General features: G+C 65.2%; 6 protein-coding genes. 2 read left to right on the top strand and 4 right to left on the bottom strand.

Annotation, left to right across the window (positions count from 1 at the left end; translation table 11 throughout):
• Positions 1-330 precede the first annotated feature (330 nt).
• Entirely contained in the window at positions 331-1,176 is an 846-nt protein-coding gene (locus tag EET10_RS27025) for a YHS domain-containing protein (protein WP_036405546.1), read from the bottom strand.
• 802 nt (positions 1,177-1,978) lie between these two features.
• Between EET10_RS27025 and EET10_RS27015 the strand changes: the two genes are divergently transcribed.
• Positions 1,979-3,340 (top strand): Mu transposase domain-containing protein, encoded by a 1,362-nt coding sequence (locus tag EET10_RS27015; RefSeq protein ID WP_036398549.1) that lies wholly within the window; start codon positions 1,979-1,981, stop codon positions 3,338-3,340.
• On the top strand, positions 3,337-4,194 hold the full coding sequence (gene istB, locus EET10_RS27010) for an IS21-like element helper ATPase IstB (RefSeq protein ID WP_036406693.1): 858 nt from the start codon (positions 3,337-3,339) through the stop codon (positions 4,192-4,194). The genes EET10_RS27015 and istB overlap by 4 nt, the downstream gene beginning before the upstream one ends.
• Positions 4,195-4,466: 272 nt before the next feature.
• Here istB and EET10_RS27005 read toward each other — a convergent pair whose 3' ends face one another.
• The 3 genes from EET10_RS27005 to EET10_RS26995 all read right to left on the bottom strand — a co-directional run bounded on the left by EET10_RS27005 (position 4,467) and on the right by EET10_RS26995 (position 20,568).
• The gene (locus EET10_RS27005; RefSeq protein WP_083134965.1) at positions 4,467-6,797 is read right to left on the bottom strand and encodes an ABC transporter permease; all 2,331 of its coding nucleotides are present in this window, start codon (positions 6,795-6,797) and stop codon (positions 4,467-4,469) included.
• Complete coding sequence (locus EET10_RS27000; RefSeq protein WP_243410756.1) at positions 6,794-7,444, bottom strand: ABC transporter ATP-binding protein; 651 nt, start codon at positions 7,442-7,444, stop codon at positions 6,794-6,796. Before EET10_RS27000 ends, EET10_RS27005 begins: the two co-directional genes overlap by 4 nt.
• 113 nt (positions 7,445-7,557) lie before the next feature.
• Positions 7,558-20,568 (bottom strand): non-ribosomal peptide synthetase, encoded by a 13,011-nt coding sequence (locus EET10_RS26995; RefSeq protein ID WP_122502660.1) that lies wholly within the window; start codon positions 20,566-20,568, stop codon positions 7,558-7,560.
• Positions 20,569-20,872 lie beyond the last annotated feature (304 nt).

Genomic DNA, 20,872 nt, shown 5'->3' with positions numbered 1-20,872 from the left:
AACCAGATCGTGAATAGCGCCCGCCCCGCCTCGGCACGCTCGGCGAAGCAGCGCAGCCAACCCGCACCGTTTCCACCGGACGGGCGGGCTCGGCTGCGATCGTACGGAACCCGATGCTGCGCCTCGCCTTCGCGGCCAACGCGGATACGATTACCGACGCCGTTTCGGCACGGCGCAGCAGCACCGTTATCGTCATCACCACGCCGCCCCGGCACCTCAACCAGCAACTCGTCGCAATCGCCCCGACCCAATGCTCACCTAGCCGCCGCCGGACAGCTAACCCATGTGATCACCCGAATGCCTCCGAACAGCTGGAAGACTGGGTAATCGTTACGCACTCACCCCGCCAGTTTTAGAGGGCAGGTAGCGACTGGGGTCGGCGTCGTAGCTGTCGAGGCACACCTGGGAGCAAAAGTAATGTCTGTGCCCGTCGACATCGCGGTGCCCGGCTGCACGGTCGATCACGAGTTCCATTCCGCATACCGGGTCGGTTGTGGTGGCGACGTCTTTTTTGCCGTCACCCAAATGCCAGCGGGGAGGCTGCGGCTGGGTAATGCCGTAGTCGCGCGCCGTTGCGTCAGTGCGCGCCCGTCGCACCGGATCACGCGTGGGCGGCCGCAAACGCCGTGTCTCGACCTCCCACACCCAGCCGCTGATGGTCACGTCGTCGGGAATGAGCGGATGGTTCTCAAACACCTCGATCGTTTTCAGCAGCGCCTCGTCAACGTCGTCGGTCATCCCGATCCATTTGGCGAAGCTGCCCTTGTCGAGCCTTAGCTCGGGCAGCGTTGGATCCAAGATGGGTTCATCGGTGTCGATACCCTTGGCCTTGAAGTAGGCCTCGAGGTCGTTGGCGTTTGCTGACAACATCCCGCACTGGGTGTGCTGGACGATGACGATCTCATTTGTGCCGAAAAAGTTGGTCGACAGCATCGCTGATCGGATCGCGTCGTCAGTGACGATCCCGCCGGCGTTGCGGAAGCAGTGTGCATCCCCATGGCCGACCGGCGAATCGACCTGGATGCCCAACGCTTCGTTGATCGGCAAGCGTTCGTCCATGCAAGCTAGCACCCAGAGTTTGCGGTCAGTGGGACCAAAGCGGCCGAACCGACGGCGCTTGGCCCAATGCTCATATTCCACGACCTTAGCGGTCAACTCATCCTTCAACGTGGCCATCGCGTCCTCCTCTAATCGTGTCCGCCACAGTGGACATCACGAACCCGATGGCCCAGGCCCCATCCGTCCTGGTTCCATCGGACCCATCGGACCCATCGGACCCATCGGACCCATCGGACCCATCGGACCCATCGGACCCATGTGTCCCGGGTCTATCTGCCCCGTGCCCGGCCTGTTGGTCCCGTCATGCCCGGGCACTGGTGGGTGTGGGCCTGGCATCTGAAGTCCCGGGCAGTTGGGGCTGTCAGGATCTGGGCAGCCCGGATTGGGCGCTGACTGATGTTGCGGAAGGGTGGACCCGGCGGCCGTAGAAACCCAACGTCCGAGCGCCGCGTTAGCGCCCATACCAGCCGAATTCGCGATGAGTCCCGCGATCGTGACGAAAACGGTAAACCCCAACACGGCCACACCGGTGGTTGTCAAGCGGCTGGCTGTTGACACGCTTATCCCCTCATGATCCGTCTCGCCTGATCGCTCGTAGTGTCCGTCAACTATCGCCTGAATCAAGGAGTGGAGCAAAGAGCATTTCTGCCCCGCCACTACGGGTCAAAAGTCCCAGACCAAGCCGCTGCCCGGTCGGTATCAGCCGGTGACGGTGGTCAGTGATGATTCGTGTGGTATGCCCCGCCTGAACGAGTCGTTCGCTCGTATCGGGCTGACCGTGCTGACCGCGCTCACTGAAATTCCCCACTGACGCTCATCGAAATTCCCCACCCGTGTGGCTCCGCCGAGAAGGGCGGGCCTCCCTCGAAGCTGCTGGTGTCTGACGCCAGTTGCTCCACCGAAGGAGGCCCGCTTTCTCATGCTCACATGGGAGGACGATGTGGAAGTACATGCCCTACGCAAACGTGGTTGGACGATCTCGGCGATCGCCCGCCACACCGGCTTCGACCGCAAGACGGTCCGCAAGTATCTGGCCGGTGGCGGCACACCCGGGGTCCGCGCCCGCCCCGGCCCGGACCCGTTCGATCCGTTCGTCGACTACGTCACCGCGAGGCTGACCGAGGACCCGCACCTGTGGGCCCGCACCCTGTTCGACGAACTCGAGGACCTGGGGTTCGGGTTGTCCTATCAGAGCCTGACCCGCAACATCCGTGCCCGGGACCTGCGCCCGGTTTGTGAGGCCTGCCGGACTGCCACGCAGCGCCCGAACGCGGTGATCCCGCACCCGCCGGGTGAGGAAACCCAATGGGACTGGCTGGAATTGCCCGACCCACCGGCATCGTGGGGGTGGGGAAAGACAGCGCACCTGTTGGTCGGCTCACTGTCGCATTCCGGGATGTGGCGCGGCTATTTGGCGCCGAGTGAGGACCAGCCGCATCTGGTCGCCGGCCTGGACCGGGTGACCCGTGGCCTGGGTGGACTGACCCGGGTGTGGCGCTTCGATCGGATGGCCACGGTGTGCGACCCCGGCTCAGGTCGGGTGAGCGCGTCGTTCGCCGGGGTGGCCAAGCACTACGGCGTGGCGGTGGCGATCTGCCCGGCCCGGCGCGGTAACCGCAAGGGCGTGGTGGAGAAGGTCAACCACACCGCCGCGCAACGCTGGTGGCGCACCCTGGCCGACGATATGACCGTCGAGGCGGCCCAGGTGAGTCTGGATCGCTTCACGCGGGTCCGTGGTGACACCCGGCTGCGGGCCACGGCCGACGGCCGGTCCTCAGTCGCCGTGGTGGCCAAAACAGAGCCACTGCAACCGGCGCCGGCGACGCCGTATCCGGTGATCGTCGCCGAGGCTCGCACCGCCTCGCGTCAAGCGATGGTGTCTTACCGCGGCAACCGCTATTCGGTGCCGCCGGAACTGGCGGCGGCCCAGGTCGTGGTGTCGCATCCGGTCGGGGGTGAGTTCTGCGATATCGCCACTACGAGCGGGATCGTGATCGCGCGCCACCGGATGGCCGCCGACGGGCTCGGGGTGATGGTGCGCGACAGCGGGCATGTCATCGCCCTGGACGCCGCCGCGATGGCCACCGCAGCGACCGGACGCCCACACCGCCGCAAGGAACGCATCCCACCGGGCCCGGCGGCCAAAGCCGCTGCCGCGCAACTGCTTCAACTCAAGCAGCCATCCATCACCGCCATTGAAACGTCAACTCCGTCAACCGATTCCACCGTCATCGACTTGTCCGCTTACGAGCGGGCCGCCCAGAACAGGACCATCCAATGACCCCCACCCCCCGCACCCCCAAGACCACCACCACGACCACCGTCGAGGAGTCACCGTCAGCAGCCGCGAGCCGCTATCAGCAGCTGCGCTCGCACCTGGCCGAACTCAAACTCGCCGCGGCCGCCGAAGCCCTCCCAGCGGTGCTCGACCAGGCCACCGCAGAGGGCCTGTCGCTGACCGTGGCGTTGGAGCGTCTGCTGGCCGTGGAAGTCGAGGCTTCCACCGCTCGGCGGCTGGCCGGCCGGTTGCGGTTCGCCTGCCTTCCCACCCCGGCCACACTGGTCGACTTCGACGTCGATGCCGCCGCCGGGATCGACCGCAAGCTCATCGACGAACTCGGGACGTGCCGCTACCTGGAATCGGCGACCAACATTTTGCTGGTCGGGCCCCCTGGTACAGGAAAGACGCACTTGTCGGTCGGATTGGCAAGGGCCGCAGCACATGCCGGCTACAGGACCTACTTCACCACTGCCGCCGATCTGGCCGCACGGTGTCACCGTGCCGCCATCGAGGGACGCTGGGCCACCACGATGCGGTTCTACGCCGGCCCCACATTGTTGGTGATCGATGAACTGGGATACCTGCCGCTGCCCGCCGAGGCCGCCTCGGCGTTGTTTCAGGTTGTGTCCCAACGGTATTTGAAGACCAGCATCGTGATCACCACCAACCGGGGCGTGGGCGCCTGGGGGGAGATCCTCGGCGACACCACCGTGGCCGCCGCAATGCTCGACCGCCTGCTGCACCGCTCCGTGGTCATCAACCTCGACGGCGAGTCCTACCGCCTCCGTGACCACCAGGCCGCCGCCGAAACCCTACGCCGCACCACCACCGGCACCCGCCAACCACTACACTGACCGCTGCTCACAGGTGAGGAATTTCGGCGAGCACACCTGGGGACTTTCGATGAGCGCCGTCAGTGCTGCGCGGCGCGGGAAGTTCCCCCGGTTTTACGGAGCCTTTTCTATCTGGATTCGGCTGGCTCGGGTTGGAGCCCTTTACGTGACGGAACCCCTGGGGAATTACGGACGGACGACACAAATTCGTTTCGATGCTACGCCGACCCCCACGCCTCCAGCTCCGGTACGAATTCGCCTACTGACGCCGTTGCGCATCGCCGAGCATGCGCTCACAGCGTCCGCTCACGCACCACCTTGGCCACATCCATTCGCCTGATCACGCGAAACGTCGGGATCATAGTCAAAAGTGCGGCGCTCAGAACCCCCACCGTGACTAGGAACGGAGTCGTGGTGTGCATCATCAGGTGCCACCGATACCCCTGCGTCACATAGGTAGACAGGAACCATTCAGCGAGCCCCGTCCCGACGATCAGACCGGCCGGCAGACCGATGGCAGCCAGCGTCATATTCTCCGCCGCCACCAGCCGGCCCAGTAGGCGGGCACCCATTCCGGCAGCCTGCAATGTACTCAGCTCACCAGTACGTTCACTGACGTTGGCCGACATGGCGTTATAGAGCAGCGCCGCGGCCATGACACCGGCAGATAACAAGGTCAGTGCAACCAGCACGTTATACAGCGAGAAAGAGGTGCGGACGGTGGCGGAGATCGAGTCGGTGGGCACGTAGGCGACCACGCCAGGCAACGTCGTCACATCCTGGCCCTTCACGTTCTGGTTGATGCCGGGGGCCAGCTTGAGCAATACGCCCGACGGTGCGAGAGCAGGCACTTGCTCGGACGCGACATATACGACCGGGCTCATCGGCTCATCGACGAAGCCCGCGACGGATTGCTCGAGACGGATTCCATTCTGGGCGTTCGTTATTGAGATGGGGTCACCCACCGCAACGCCGAGGATCGCCCGCAAGCCCTTTCCCAGCAACACACCGTCGGTGGGAAGGCTGCGGCTAGATCGGCCCGATGTGAAGCGGTGCATCTGGGTTGCCCGCGGCAAGGCGATCAGCAGGGTGTCGTAAGGCTTGTTGCGGCCCTGCACAGAGACGTCCAGCCGGGTGAATGGTTCTGCGGTGGCGACTTGGGGGTCGGCTCGTAAAGTTCCCGCGACGGCATCGGCAGCGCCCGCGGCGGTGATGACCTGAGCGTCTTGAAGTTCGACCTCTCCGTACTGTCGATCAATGACGCCATTGACGGTGTCGCGCATCCCGGCGAATACCATCACCAGGCATACCGAACTCACCACGCCGGCCACGGTAAGGATGGTGCGGCGACGGTTGCGGGTGATGCCGCGCACCGTCATTCGCCAGCGCGTAGGCATACGCCGCAGCGGCGGCAGTAGTCGTTCCGCGATGCTTATGCGGCCGCGTACGCTGGGCGGCGAGATTCTCATCGCTTCCGCCGGGGTCATCCGCGATGCGGCGCGCGCCGGGGCCCACGCCGCTAGTGCGGATGCTGCAGCGCTGGCCACGGCTCCGATGATCAGACTGCTGGGATACAGCGACGTCGCCCGCTGCGGCAGTCCCAGCGCCTGGGTGTATTGGGCGGTGTACCAGCCACCGAGAACATAACCGCCGAGTATCCCTGCCGTGGCCCCCACCAGACCGACCGCCACACCATAAGTTAGGTAGTGGCCAAGTATCTTTCGACCGGATAGTCCGTTGGCTGACAGCGTACCGATCACCGCTCGTTGCGCCACCACTAGTCGCGACAAGAGCACTTGCGTCCCGACCACCGCTGCCACGAGGAACACCCACGGCAGCAGCCTTGCGAACTTGCGTACCGATCCCATCCCGTCGCGCAAGAAACTGTAGGACGGCAACTCGTCGCGCGACGTGACCACCAGTCCGTGCGAACGCGCCAATTCCGTTGCAGCGGTGACCAACGCCGGTGCTTGGTCGCGATCGTGTGCATACGCCAGCAGCTGAGCTGCCGGCCGAGCCGCGAACTGCACCATATCGGGTGCCGGCACGAACACCACGCCGAAGTACTCCGGTGTGGTCACGGTTTCCGCGCGCGAGCGGGCCGGCCACAAATATTCTGTCGACACAGCAGACCCCGAAACGGACACGGGGTGCCAACCGGATGTTCCGAGCAGTTCGACGGTGCTCCCCGGGTGCAGGGCGTAATGCGCGGCGAGGTGCTCGTCCACTAGCACCGACCCACGGGCCGGCAGAGCACCGGATCGCAGCGCCAACTTCGACACTGTGGGTTGAGTCGCCACAGGCACGCCGACCGCGCGGCCGAACAGGGTGCGGCCGTTGATGCGGATACTTACGTCGGCCTGCTGGCGAAGCCCGATACTGGGATGACCGGGAAGGTTTCGGGCAGCTTCGTCGAGCCCGAATACACCGGGCCCGCTGATCACAACATCCGGCAGCAGTTGCGTGGCATAAACCCGGGCGAATGACTGCTGCAAGTTGGCATAGGCATCCGTGGCCCCTACAAAGACCGCCACACCGATCCCCATCACGACCGCCGCGGCCAGGAACTGCGAGCGCTGCCGCCACAGATCCCGACGCACCTTGCGCAGCAGGATACGGCTCACCAGTCGAGCTCCTGCGCTGACACCAGGGCGGCGACCCGCTCCTGACGGGCGATCCTTCCGGAGCGCAACCACACCACCCGATCGGCGATCTTGGCGATCGCGGAATTGTGCGTTACCAAAAGGACGGTGTGACGGCCCTCCCGGGCCAATTCTCGCAGCATCGCCAGGACCTGCCGGGCTGTGGTCAGGTCCAGGCTGCCGGTCGGTTCGTCACACAGCAACAGCGGCGGCTGTTTGACGATGGCGCGGGCAATCGCCGCCCGTTGCTGCTGGCCACCGGACATTTGACCGGGAAACCGGTCGGCGAGATCAGCGAGGTCGACTTTCTCCAGCGCCTCGCGGCTGCGCTGAGCACAGTCCTCGCCGACGAGTTCGGCAATGATCTCGACATTCTCCAGCGCGGTCAGGGTCGCTACCAGGTTGAAGAACTGGAACACAAATCCGACCTGGTCCCGTCGATACGCCGTGCGCTTCCTTGCGTTGAGCGTGGCAATGTCGTTGCCGGACACCAGGATGCGTCCACACGTGGGCACTTCGATACCGCCCACCAGATTGAGCAGCGTCGTTTTACCCGAACCCGACGGACCAAGTATTACGACGAACTCACCGGGCCAGATCTCGAGGTTGACATCCTTGAGCGCGTCCACCGCTGTCGGTCCTGCGCCATAGGTTCGGCTCACCGCCTCCAGTCGCAACGCATGAGTCCCACAGCCTGACGTAGCCTCAGCCGCCGCGACGTCCGACGATGGTAATTGTCCGCTCATAGTGCGCGCCCCGGATGTCCACCAGAGGATCGCTTCACCCGTTGATGGTGGTTTTCGTGGACATTCCTCCCGATGGTGATCGAGTGACCGGCACGCGAACATTTGACATCGGGCTTCGTTCTGGCCACAAGCTGGCCCGGGGCGCAAAATAGCCCGGAAACGTCAGTGAATTCAACTCGGATTAATGAACATTTGAGTTGTTGGCCGTACATATTGAGCGATTCGGTAGTCAGCATCTCTTGATGCGTACAGTCGATCGGGTACACGGTAATGTCGCCAGCAACGTAGGGTCGCCAACTTCGTAGAAGAGACGAACTCCGATCGCACTCTCCCCGCACCGCAGAAAATATTATCACGTCACCATCGAAAACATCGGGTTCGTGAGTTCGATACAACGCCATACCAGTGGTGATGTTTTGAATAAACAAATCCAGAAGCTGTTTGTACCGAGGAAATTCTACGCCGCCCGGTTCTCGAAGCAGTTCTTCTATCTGCTCGTAGGTAAGCGGTTCGTCTTGTTCTGGAATACCTATACCGTAGAACCGCAAGACTTCTATCTGCTTCTTCCAATCGCCTAAATCCTGAGCGTTTTCGATACTGGGATCAGCGTCGAGGAGGACAAGGCGTGCGATTACACATCCGCGTCGCTGAAGCTCGATGGCGAGTTCATGGGCTATGACACCTCCAAAGGACCAGCCGAGAAGATTGTAGGGTCCGGTAGGATAAACGCCTTGGATCCTGTCGGCATAGTTTTTCGCCATATCGCGAATTGATTGAGGTTCAGCTTCTTCGCCCTGCAGGATTTGTTGGATTCCAATGATCGGGCAGTCCAAGTAATGACCAAGAGCCTGATATGGCCAACTCACCCCGCCTCCAGGATGAATACAGAAGAGCGGAACGCCGTTACCTTTCTTCAGAGTCTGAATCGGAACGACTTCTTGCACGGAAATAGCATTCCTACAGCGGTGCAGATGGTTGGCGAGTTCGGCGACGGTGGAGGCGTCGAACAGGGACCGCACCGGCACCTCGGTGTCTAGCGCGAGCTGCAGTCGCGCGCTTACCCGGGTGGCTAGCAATGAATCTCCGCCCAGGGCGAAGAAGTCGTCGTCGAGACCGACCCGGGCTACGCCCAGTACGTCGGCGAAGACGTCGGCGACGATTTTTTCGGTCACCGTCTGCGGCGGCCGGTATACCGCGGCGGCAAACACCGGTTCCGGCAACGCGTTTCGGTCGAGCTTGCCCGAGGAGGTCAGCGGGAACTCATCGAGCACCGCCACCTGAGCCGGCACCAGGTAAGCGGGCAACCGCTTGCTCAACTGCTGACGTATCGCGGCGGGGTCAAGGGGCGCCGAGGCGCTGATGTAGCCGACGAGTTGGGGGGCTCCGGTGTTGGTGTGGTGCATGGTGGCGGCGGCCTGGGTGACCTGCGGGCAGGCCAGCAGGGCGTTTTCGATTTCGCCGAGTTCGATGCGTTGTCCGCGCAGTTTGACCTGAGTGTCGGCGCGGCCCAGGCACTGCAATGTTCCGTCGGGCGTCCAGCGCACCAGATCCCCGGTGCGATACATCCGTGTTCCGGGCGCACCGTAGGGATTGGCCACGAATCGTTCGGCGCTCAACTCCGCCCGGCCCACATAGCTGTGTGCCAGCGCGGGCCCGGCCAGATACAGCTCACCGACCACCCCGATGGGGGCCGGGTGCAGCCGGGCGTCGAGCACCAGCGCACACACCCCCGGGATCGGGGCGCCGATGGTGATGGGCTGCCCGGCCGACAGCGCCGTGGTGCAGGTGGCCCAGATGGTGGCTTCGGTGGGGCCATAAGCGTTGAACATCCGCCGGCCCGGTGCCCAGGCGGCCACCAACTCCGGTGGGCAAGCCTCCGCGCCGGCCACCAGCGTGGACAACCCGTCCAGCCGGGCCCGATCCAGCGACGCCAGCACCGTGGGGGTCACGATGGCAGCGCTGACCTGCTGGTCGTGCAGCAACGCGGTCAGCGCTTCACCGGCATATACCCCCGGTGGTGCCACCACGACTGCCGCCGCCGACCCCGCCGCCCACAACCATTCGAAGATCGACAGATCAAACGTCGGCGCGGCCACCATCAAGATCCGCGCATCTGCGCCCAACCCGAACAGCTTTCGTTGGGCCGCGGCCACCCCCAGCAGACCGGCGTGGCCGACCGCCACCCCCTTGGGGGTGCCGGTGGAACCCGACGTAAAAATCACATACGCGGTGTTATCCACCCCCAGCGGCGCCAGCCGGTCAACATCGGTGATCGGCTCTGCGCACCGATCCGACACGTCTAAACCGTCGATGCGGATCACCGGGCGCGCCCCGGCCCCGGCCACACTGTCGGCACCGCAGCTCACCACACACACCGCGTCCACCGCGTCGAGCACCGTGGCGATGCGCCCGACCGGATGAGCCCGATCCAGAGGCACATACACCCCGCCGGCCTTGACCACCGCCCACCACGCCACCACCAACTGCGCACACCGATCCATCGCCACACCGACCGCGCGCTGCGGACCCACGCCCGCCTCGATCAGCACCCGCGCCAACCGCGTCGACCACTCATCAAGCTCGCGATACGACACCTCCCGCGCACCGTCGATGACCGCCACCGCATCCGGATCGGCCGCCACCGCCGCAGCCAACAACTCCGAGGCCACCCCCACCGGCGCCCCCACCCCGGCACCAGACCACCCCCACACCACCAGATCACGCTCACCACCATCCAGCAACGACACCTCACCCACCACCACCGACCCATCCGCCACCACCGCCTCGAGCACCCGCCGGTAGAAGCCAGCGATCCGCTCGACAGTGGCGGCATCGAAAACCTCGGTGAGGTAGCTGAACTCAACCCGCAACCGGGCATCGAAACTAACCGCCAAACTCAATGGATAGTGCGTCGCATCAGCCACTTTGAACCCTTCCAGGTTCAGTCCATCGATGGATTCGAAGAGTTGTCGAAGGGCGGTGGTGTTGACGGGGTAGGACTCGAAGGCGATGGCAGTGTCGAACGTGGCTCCGGGGCCGGCGAGGCGGTGGATATCGGACAGGCTGCGATGGTGGTGGTCGATCAGGGTAGCTTGTTCGGATTGCAGGCGGTGCAGTGCGGCGGTGACGGTTTCGGTGGGGATGATGCGTAGCCGGGTGGGCACGGTGTTGATGAGCAGGCCGATCATGGTGTCCACGCCCGGTAGTTCGGCGGGCCGTCCGGAGACGGTGGTCCCGAACACGACGTCGTCGCGTCCGGTCAGGTTACCCAGCACGATCGCCCATGCCAGTTGGATGACGGTGTTAAGGGTGACCCTGGTGCGGGCGGCGAAGTCTGCAATGCGGGTGCTCTGCTGGTCGTTGAATTCCAGGGCGTGTTTGGCTGGGGCAGAAGCGATTCGGCGGTTCGGATCGATCGGGGCGAGCATGGTGGGTTCGTCCAACCCGGCCAGGGCGCGACGCCATGCCCGTGCTGATTGCTCGGTGTCGATCAGGGCGACCCACTCGAGGTAGTCACGGAACGGTCGGGACGGTGGTAGCGCTGAATGGTCGCCACCGGCGGCATAGAGAGTGAGGAATTCTTGCAGCAGCAGCGGCGAGGACCAGCCGTCGAGCAGGATGTGGTGGTGGGTGATGACCAGCGCGAACTGGTTGTGTCCCTTGGTTGCCAGGGTGAAACGCAGCAGCGGCGGGGTCGTCAGGTCGAATCGTTGCAGCCGGTCGGACTGGGTGAATCGGGTGAAGTCCTCGTCGGGGTTGGCCGAGTCGGTGAGGTCCAGTTCGTGCCAGGGCACCTCGACGTCCGCGAGGACGATCTGCACCGCGGGGCCGTGCGAGCTGGTGACGAACGCTGTGCGCAAGTTGTCGTGGCGGTCGATGATGCCTTGGGCGGCGGCGCGCAGCCGCGCGGTATCGATCTGACCGGCGAGGTCGATGACGGTTTGCACCGTGTAGACGTCGACGGAGGACTTTGCCAGCAGAGCGTGGAAGAACAGGCCCGTTTGCAGCGGCGCCAACGGCCAGACGTCGACAAGGCGGGGGTAACGCGGTTCCCAGGTGGTCAGGTCGTCTTGGACGACCGAAACCAGCGGGAAATCTGAGGGGGTGTGGCCGCCGGCTCCCGGCAGTTGGGTGTGTTGGGCCAATCCGACCAGCGCCGCCCGCCACAGTTCGACGAGTTCTTCGACCTCGTCTTGGGCGAGCAATGTTGTCGGGTAAGCGATCTGGGCGCTGAATTCGTCATCGAGCACCATCGCGTTGATCTGGATGGTGGCCGGTGCGGGCATGTCGGCGTCGGGGGCGCTGGCCAGTGCGGTGAAGTCCTGGGTGACCCACCATGCGCCGTCACCGGAGCCGGTCGACAACTCGCTGCCCGCGATTCGGCCGAGATAGTTGAACATGATCTGGGGATGCCCGAAGTCCGACGAGGCGCTGTGCCCGGCTGGCGTCAGGTACCGCAAAACGCCGTAGCCGATGCCGTGCTGCGGGATGGCGGCCAGCTGCTCTTTGATCGCCTTGATCAGCGCACCGGCGGCTGCCCCGCCGCGCAGCACGTCGTCGACATCGATACCGGACACGTCGAGCCGGGCGGGGAACACCGTGGTGAACCATCCCACCGTCTGTGACAGATCTGCACCGGCCACTACGGACTCCTCGCGGCCGTGGCCCTCAAGGTGAACCAGTACCGAGGATTCGCCGACCCCGCGGCGCGACCGCCGCATCGCCACCGCTACCGCCAATGCCGCCAGCAATCCGTCATGTGCACCGCTTCGAAACAGCGCCGGCAATGTGGTCAGCACCGGCTCGAACACCTCGCGAGGTAACCGCAGCTGCACCCGATCCACTGTCGACATCACATCGACACCCGGATCGAAAGGACGGGACCCCGCCAACGGGTCGGGGCCGTCGACAATTCGGGCCCATCCCGCCAGTTCAGTGTCGAAGTGCCCCCGGCGGGCCGCCTCCTGAAGCCCATGAGCCCACCGGCGCATCGATGTGCCCGCCGGCGGCAGAACAGCACACCGTCCCGCGGCCACCTGCTCCCACGCCCGCATCAGGTCAAACACGATGATGCGCCACGACACAGCATCAACCACCAGATGATGCGCGACGATGACCAGCCGGCCCGGCCGGGCCGAAACACCCCGCCCGCCAGCAGGATCCAGCCAGACCATCCGAAGCACCGATCCTGCCGACGGGTCCAACCAATCCACCGCGGCGTTCAACGCCTCGCTGGCCAGCGACGCTAACTCCTGCGGAGGCGCATCGGCAGGAATCGGGATCCGGTGCAGCAGCGCATCCACGTCGACCGACCCCATCTCATGGGTCTGCATCCGCCAACCCTCCGACGGATCCCGCCACAACCGGGCCCGCAACATATCGTGGCGCGCCATCACCGCCGAGACGGTCTCCACGATTCCCGCGCGATCCACACCAACCGGCAACTGCACCATCACCGACTGAACGAACCGGTCGAAGCCGCCACCGCGGCTCACCAGGTCCCACACAATGGGGGTCAGCGGCACTTCACCCACACCGGCGCCGGGCAACTCCTCCAGCACTTGTCCACCCGGCGCCGTCTCGGCCACCTCCGCCAAGCGAGCAGCCGTCCGGCACTCGAACACATCCCGGGCCGAGAACCACACCCCCCGAGCCCGACACGCCGACACCACCTGAATCGACACAATGCTGTCCCCGCCCATAGCGAAGAAGTCGTCATCGGGCCCGACCCGGTCCAGGCCCAAGACCTCGGCGAACACGTCAGCGACGGTTTTTTCGGTCCGGGTCCGCGGCGCCCGGGAAGGTGCGGCGGCAAACACCGGTGCCGGCAACGCCTTTCGGTCGATCTTGCCTGAGGACGTCAACGGGAACTCGTCGAGCACCACCATCTGCGCCGGCACCATGTAGTCGGGCAACCGCGCGCCCAACCACTGACGCACCGCGGTGATTTTGGTGTTGGTGCGGGGGTCATTGGCGTAAATGGTGCGTTGGTGGGGCCCGGTGGGGGGCAGGTAGAGGTCGGTCAGTGGGCCGGGGTCGGTGACGAAGACGGCATCGAGGGTGCCGGGTTGGTCGCCCCAGGTGACGGCGACGTGGTATCCGGTGGTTTCGCCGAGGCGGTGCAAGTCTTCGGGGATGGCGGTGTCGGCGGTGTCTTGGGTGAGCGCGTCTGCCAGGGGCAGCCCGGCGGCGAGGGCCTGTTCGATGTGGACATCGGTGATCAGTCCGGCGCGGGGTATGTCGGTGACGCGCACGGTGGTGGGACGTTCGGATATCAATCGGGTGTGCAGTCCGCGCAGGCCTGCGCATTGGGTCCAGGTCCAGGTGAGCGTGGTGGCCACGGAGCGTACCGGTGTTGGAGTTTTGTGGATGGTGACGTCATAGCGGTACCGGGTCAGTTCGTTGTCGGCCCATCCGCGTTTGACTTGGATGTCGAGTCCGGCCACCGCCGGACGGCCCGCGGCCCAGGTGGTGAAAAACCCTGGGGCCAGTAGTAATTCGGGTTGGCTGAGCAAGGCGCGGTGGACTCGCTGGCGGATCTCGGCGGCACCGGTGTCGGTGGTGCGGGCCAGCGCGACGCCGGTTTGGAACGCACCGTGCAGGGTGTGGTTACGGACGTCGCCGATGAACACCGCCCCGCCGGGAGCCAACAGATCCACAGCCTTGTCGATGAGGCTGGCCAGATATCCCGCGTTGGGAAAGTACTGGATGACCGAGTTGAGAATGATGGTGTCGAAGTAGCCCTGCGGCAGTGACTCGGTGACGTGGGCGGGCTGGGTCAGCAGCTGGACCCGGTCACGCCACGGGACCTGCAACTGCTCCAGCGCGCGGGCGAGGTTGTCGATCGCCACCGCCGACATATCGGTGGCCACATAGTGCTCACACTGCGGGGCGATCTGGGACAACACCAGCCCCGAGCCCGCGCCGATCTCCAACACTCGCCGCGGCTGCAGGGCCATGATCCGATCCACTATGGCCGAACGCCACTCCACCATCTCCTCAAGCGGAATCGGATCATCGATGTAGCTGCTGTTCCAGCCCCGAAAATCCATGCCGAACTCCGAGACCCCGACCTCAGGGCCGTACAGCTCGTCATATACGTATTGCCACTGTTCGACGATTTTGGCATCTTGCTCAGCGATGGAGTCAGCGGTGGTGTTGTGCTCGAGGGTGATGTAGCCGACGAGTTGGGGGGCTCCGGTGTTGGTGTGGTGCATGGTGGCGGCGGCCTGGGTGACCTGCGGGCAGGCCAGCAGGGCGTTTTCGATTTCGCCGAGTTCGATGCGTTGTCCGCGCAGTTTGACCTGAGTGTCGGCGCGGCCCAGGCACTGCAATGTTCCGTCGGGCGTCCAGCGCACCAGATCCCCGGTGCGATACATCCGTGTTCCGGGCGCACCGTAGGGATTGGCCACGAATCGTTCGGCGCTCAACTCCGCCCGGCCCACATAGCTGTGTGCCAGCGCGGGCCCGGCCAGATACAGCTCACCGACCACCCCGATGGGGGCCGGGTGCAGCCGGGCGTCGAGCACCAGCGCACACACCCCCGGGATCGGGGCGCCGATGGTGATGGGCTGCCCGGCCGACAGCGCCGTGGTGCAGGTGGCCCAGATGGTGGCTTCGGTGGGGCCATAAGCGTTGAACATCCGCCGGCCCGGTGCCCAGGCGGCCACCAACTCCGGTGGGCAAGCCTCCGCGCCGGCCACCAGCGTGGACAACCCGTCCAGCCGGGCCCGATCCAGCGACGCCAGCACCGTGGGGGTCACGATGGCAGCGCTGACCTGCTGGTCGTGCAGCAACGCGGTCAGCGCTTCACCGGCATATACCCCCGGTGGTGCCACCACGACTGCCGCCGCCGACCCCGCCGCCCACAACCATTCGAAGATCGACAGATCAAACGTCGGCGCGGCCACCATCAAGATCCGCGCATCTGCGCCCAACCCGAACAGCTTTCGTTGGGCCGCGGCCACCCCCAGCAGACCGGCGTGGCCGACCGCCACCCCCTTGGGGGTGCCGGTGGAACCCGACGTAAAAATCACATACGCGGTGTTATCCACCCCCAGCGGCGCCAGCCGGTCAACATCGGTGATCGGCTCTGCGCACCGATCCGACACGTCTAAACCGTCGATGCGGATCACCGGGCGCGCCCCGGCCCCGGCCACACTGTCGGCACCGCAGCTCACCACACACACCGCGTCCACCGCGTCGAGCACCGTGGCGATGCGCCCGACCGGATGAGCCCGATCCAGAGGCACATACACCCCGCCGGCCTTGACCACCGCCCACCACGCCACCACCAACTGCGCACACCGATCCATCGCCACACCGACCGCGCGCTGCGGACCCACGCCCGCCTCGATCAGCACCCGCGCCAACCGCGTCGACCACTCATCAAGCTCGCGATACGACACCTCCCGCGCACCGTCGATGACCGCCACCGCATCCGGATCGGCCGCCACCGCCGCAGCCAACAACTCCGAGGCCACCCCCACCGGCGCCCCCACCCCGGCACCAGACCACCCCCACACCACCAGATCACGCTCACCACCATCCAGCAACGACACCTCACCCACCACCACCGACCCATCCGCCACCACCGCCTCGAGCACCCGCACGAAGCGGGTGACCAACCGCTCCATGGTGGTTCGGTCAAACAAATCCGTGGCATACGACACTGTCCCGGCGGCCGTCGGCGCGGCCGGGTCCTCGGTGGGCACCTCACCCAGGTCGAAATCCAGGTCGAACTTGGCGGTGCGGGTGAACACACCCAGCTGCTCGACGCTGACCCCGTCGATCGCCACCGCCTCGGGGCGCACATTGTTCTGGAAGGCCATGGCCACCTGAAACAGCGGATGATGCGCCGCTGAGCGCACCGGGTTGAGCTGCTCGACCAGCAGCTCGAACGGAACGTCCTGGTTGCTGTAGGCATCCAGCGCCTTCTGGCGCACCTGCTGGAGCACATCGCTGAACCGGTGCGCAGAATTGACACGCACCCGCGTCACCCACGTATTGACGAAGAACCCGACCAGATCATCGAGCGCCTCATCCAACCGCCCGGCGATCGGCGCGCCCATCACAATGTCTTCACCCGCACCGGCCCGGTGCAGCAACACCGCCAAGACCGCTTGCAACACCATCGAGGGGGTCGCGTTGTGCGCCGCCGCCAGCGCCTTGACCCCCGCCCACACCTGCGGGTCGATGCGCACCTCCACCGCATCACCGCGGTAACTGGGCACCGGCGGGCGGGCCCGATCCGCCGGGAGTGATACGACTTCCGGCAGATCGGTCAACTCCTGCCGCCAGTAGGCCAACTGCCCGGCGATCACACTGTCCGGATCGGTCTCGGCCCCCAACCACTCCCGTTGCCACAACGTGTAATCCACGTACTGCACGGCCAACGGCGCCCACTGCGGGGCGCGGCCCAGTCGCCGCGCCCGATATGCCTGGCCCATATCACGGACCATCGGAGCCAGTGACCATCCATCACAGGCAATGTGGTGCACCACAATCCCCACCACATGCTGCTCGGGCCCCACCGAATAGATTTGCGCACGAATCGGGATCTCCGCCGACAAATCGAACCGATACCCCGCCAGCGTCACCAACTCGCCGGCCACATCTTGTTCTGGCAACGACACCACCGTTGCGCCTCCGCGCCGCCACACCCCCGCCCGGGCCGGCAATACCTCCTGGAACGGCACACCGTCGATGTCGGGAAATACGGTGCGCAGCGATTCGTGGCGGGCGATGACATCATCGATGGCCGCCGCCAGCGCCTCGACATCCAGCGCCCCGCGGATCCGAAACGCGGCGGGCATATTGTAGGTCGCTGCGCCGCCTTCGAATTGGTTGAGAAACCACAACCGCTGCTGGGCATATGACAACGGGATCGGCTCCGGGCGCGGCATCGGTGTCACCGGCGGCCGGGTGCGGCCGCCGCGCTGGCGGTGCAGATGGTTGGCGAGTTCGGCGACGGTGGAGGCGTCGAACAGGGACCGCACCGGCACCTCGGTGTCTAGCGCGAGCTGCAGTCGCGCGCTTACCCGGGTGGCTAGCAATGAATCTCCGCCCAGGGCGAAGAAGTCGTCGTCGAGACCGACCCGGGCTACGCCCAGTACGTCGGCGAAGACGTCGGCGACGATTTTTTCGGTCACCGTCTGCGGCGGCCGGTATACCGCGGCGGCAAACACCGGTTCCGGCAACGCGTTTCGGTCGAGCTTGCCCGAGGAGGTCAGCGGGAACTCATCGAGCACCGCCACCTGAGCCGGCACCAGGTAAGCGGGCAACCGCTTGCTCAACTGCTGACGTATCGCGGCGGGGTCAAGGGGCGCCGAGGCGCTGATGTAGCCGACGAGTTGGGGGGCTCCGGTGTTGGTGTGGTGCATGGTGGCGGCGGCCTGGGTGACCTGCGGGCAGGCCAGCAGGGCGTTTTCGATTTCGCCGAGTTCGATGCGTTGTCCGCGCAGTTTGACCTGAGTGTCGGCGCGGCCCAGGCACTGCAATGTTCCGTCGGGCGTCCAGCGCACCAGATCCCCGGTGCGATACATCCGTGTTCCGGGCGCACCGTAGGGATTGGCCACGAATCGTTCGGCGCTCAACTCCGCCCGGCCCACATAGCTGTGTGCCAGCGCGGGCCCGGCCAGATACAGCTCACCGACCACCCCGATGGGGGCCGGGTGCAGCCGGGCGTCGAGCACCAGCGCACACACCCCCGGGATCGGGGCGCCGATGGTGATGGGCTGCCCGGCCGACAGCGCCGTGGTGCAGGTGGCCCAGATGGTGGCTTCGGTGGGGCCATAAGCGTTGAACATCCGCCGGCCCGGTGCCCAGGCGGCCACCAACTCCGGTGGGCAAGCCTCCGCGCCGGCCACCAGCGTGGACAACCCGTCCAGCCGGGCCCGATCCAGCGACGCCAGCACCGTGGGGGTCACGATGGCAGCGCTGACCTGCTGGTCGTGCAGCAACGCGGTCAGCGCTTCACCGGCATATACCCCCGGTGGTGCCACCACGACTGCCGCCGCCGACCCCGCCGCCCACAACCATTCGAAGATCGACAGATCAAACGTCGGCGCGGCCACCATCAAGATCCGCGCATCTGCGCCCAACCCGAACAGCTTTCGTTGGGCCGCGGCCACCCCCAGCAGACCGGCGTGGCCGACCGCCACCCCCTTGGGGGTGCCGGTGGAACCCGACGTAAAAATCACATACGCGGTGTTATCCACCCCCAGCGGCGCCAGCCGGTCAACATCGGTGATCGGCTCTGCGCACCGATCCGACACGTCTAAACCGTCGATGCGGATCACCGGGCGCGCCCCGGCCCCGGCCACACTGTCGGCACCGCAGCTCACCACACACACCGCGTCCACCGCGTCGAGCACCGTGGCGATGCGCCCGACCGGATGAGCCCGATCCAGAGGCACATACACCCCGCCGGCCTTGACCACCGCCCACCACGCCACCACCAACTGCGCACACCGATCCATCGCCACACCGACCGCGCGCTGCGGACCCACGCCCGCCTCGATCAGCACCCGCGCCAACCGCGTCGACCACTCATCAAGCTCGCGATACGACACCTCCCGCGCACCGTCGATGACCGCCACCGCATCCGGATCGGCCGCCACCGCCGCAGCCAACAACTCCGAGGCCACCCCCACCGGCGCCCCCACCCCGGCACCAGACCACCCCCACACCACCAGATCACGCTCACCACCATCCAGCAACGACACCTCACCCACCACCACCGACCCATCCGCCACCAGCAGACGGTCAAAGAGCCATTCCAGACGGGTTATGTGCCTGGCGATGTCATCTTCGCGGTAGCGATCCGGATTCCACGCGATCTGAATTCGCGGCGCCCCGTGACCCAGCCGCGGATAGATGTTGACTGCGATGTCTTGTATGGGGCCGTTGGTCAAGACGTTGTACATCGGTTCCGAAGACCCGAAACGAAACGGGGTGGCGAAATCGAGGATGTTGATGATCGGGCCGAAATCAAGGTTGTCGAGATGGGTTGCGTCGGCAATGAGATCCGGCCAGCGCCGGAACTGCTGATGCCGCAGCGCACCGACCAAGGCCTTGGCGACCTGATCGGTCAGCGCGCCAATGGTGTCGCCGCCATCGACGCAGATGCGCAGCGGCACCATATTGGCAACCATGCCCGCGGATCTTTTCAGCGCCGCAGTCGTGCGCGCCGAGACTGGCAGCGACATCGAGACGTTCTGGCGTGCTGTGGTTTTGGCGATGAACACCGCCATTGTCGCGATAACCCTTGCGACATCGAGCTGGTGGTTCTCCGACAGATGCCGGCACACCAGCTCGCGCATCTGCGGGTGGCGTGGTGCCGTTGACCCCCATCCCCCGCCCAGGTCGGTGACGTCCGCGGACCCGCGCACGATGGTCTGCCAATATTCGGCATCAGCATGACTGCGCGCGGACTGCTGATACTTCTGATCTGCGTCACGGATCAAGGCAAACTCGGAGAAGTCGACTTCGGTGATATCCGCGACCGATCCTGAGTAGGCGGCCGCGATGTGCTGGATGAAATTGTTGGCGCCATACCCGTCGAAGAGAACGTGGTGCGCACGCAAGTAGAAGTACGACAGATTGTCGGTGATCCGCAACAGCGCCAAGTCGGTCAATTGCTCACTGACCAGATCAATCGGCCGGTGGTAGTTGTTGTTCATCCAGCTGTGAGCAGCTGCGACCGGGTCAGATTCGGCACGCAGATCGATGCAACGCAGCGAGCGCAGACTCTGCGGGAGTGAGCGGTCGACCATGAAGACCGGTTCGCTGTCCACGAGGGACAGCAACGCGCATTGTGTGCCGAACCGCGCTGCCGCTGTTTCGCATGCAACCGTGAGCCTCTCGACGTCGACATGGTGATCGATGGCGAGAAAACCGGCGATGACGTAAGGGACTTCGGGCCAGAGTTGTTGGAGAACCCAAATCGACCGCTGGCCGGCGGTCAACGATCCCAGCATGTCGGGTTGCGCGCCGTAGTTGAGCATGACGAACTCCCTGATAAGCCGACATGCCAGCTTTCGATAGGTTCCTGTGGTCGAACTGGCCTATCGCACAACCCGAAGGCTTTCCCGATAGGCACCGACGAGACCTAGTCCCCACATCTGCATGCATGCACCGTGACAACCTCCACTGTCGTTGTCGACCAGAGCCGCCGGTAGAGACTTTTTGCCCTCGCGCGCGGTGGCTTAGGTCCTGATGCCTCAGACCGAATCGGAAGGGCAAGACGGCAACCGAGCGGGCGCGGGCAGATAGGCAAGGTAGCGGCCCCGCCAGCCGTTTCGGCGTATC

It is taken from the genome of Mycobacterium pseudokansasii, assembly GCF_900566075.1.
GTDB classification, from domain to species: Bacteria; Actinomycetota; Actinomycetes; order Mycobacteriales; family Mycobacteriaceae; genus Mycobacterium; species Mycobacterium pseudokansasii.
Note: the sequence above shows the minus strand (reverse complement) of the source record. Positions and strands in the feature narration are given on the sequence as shown.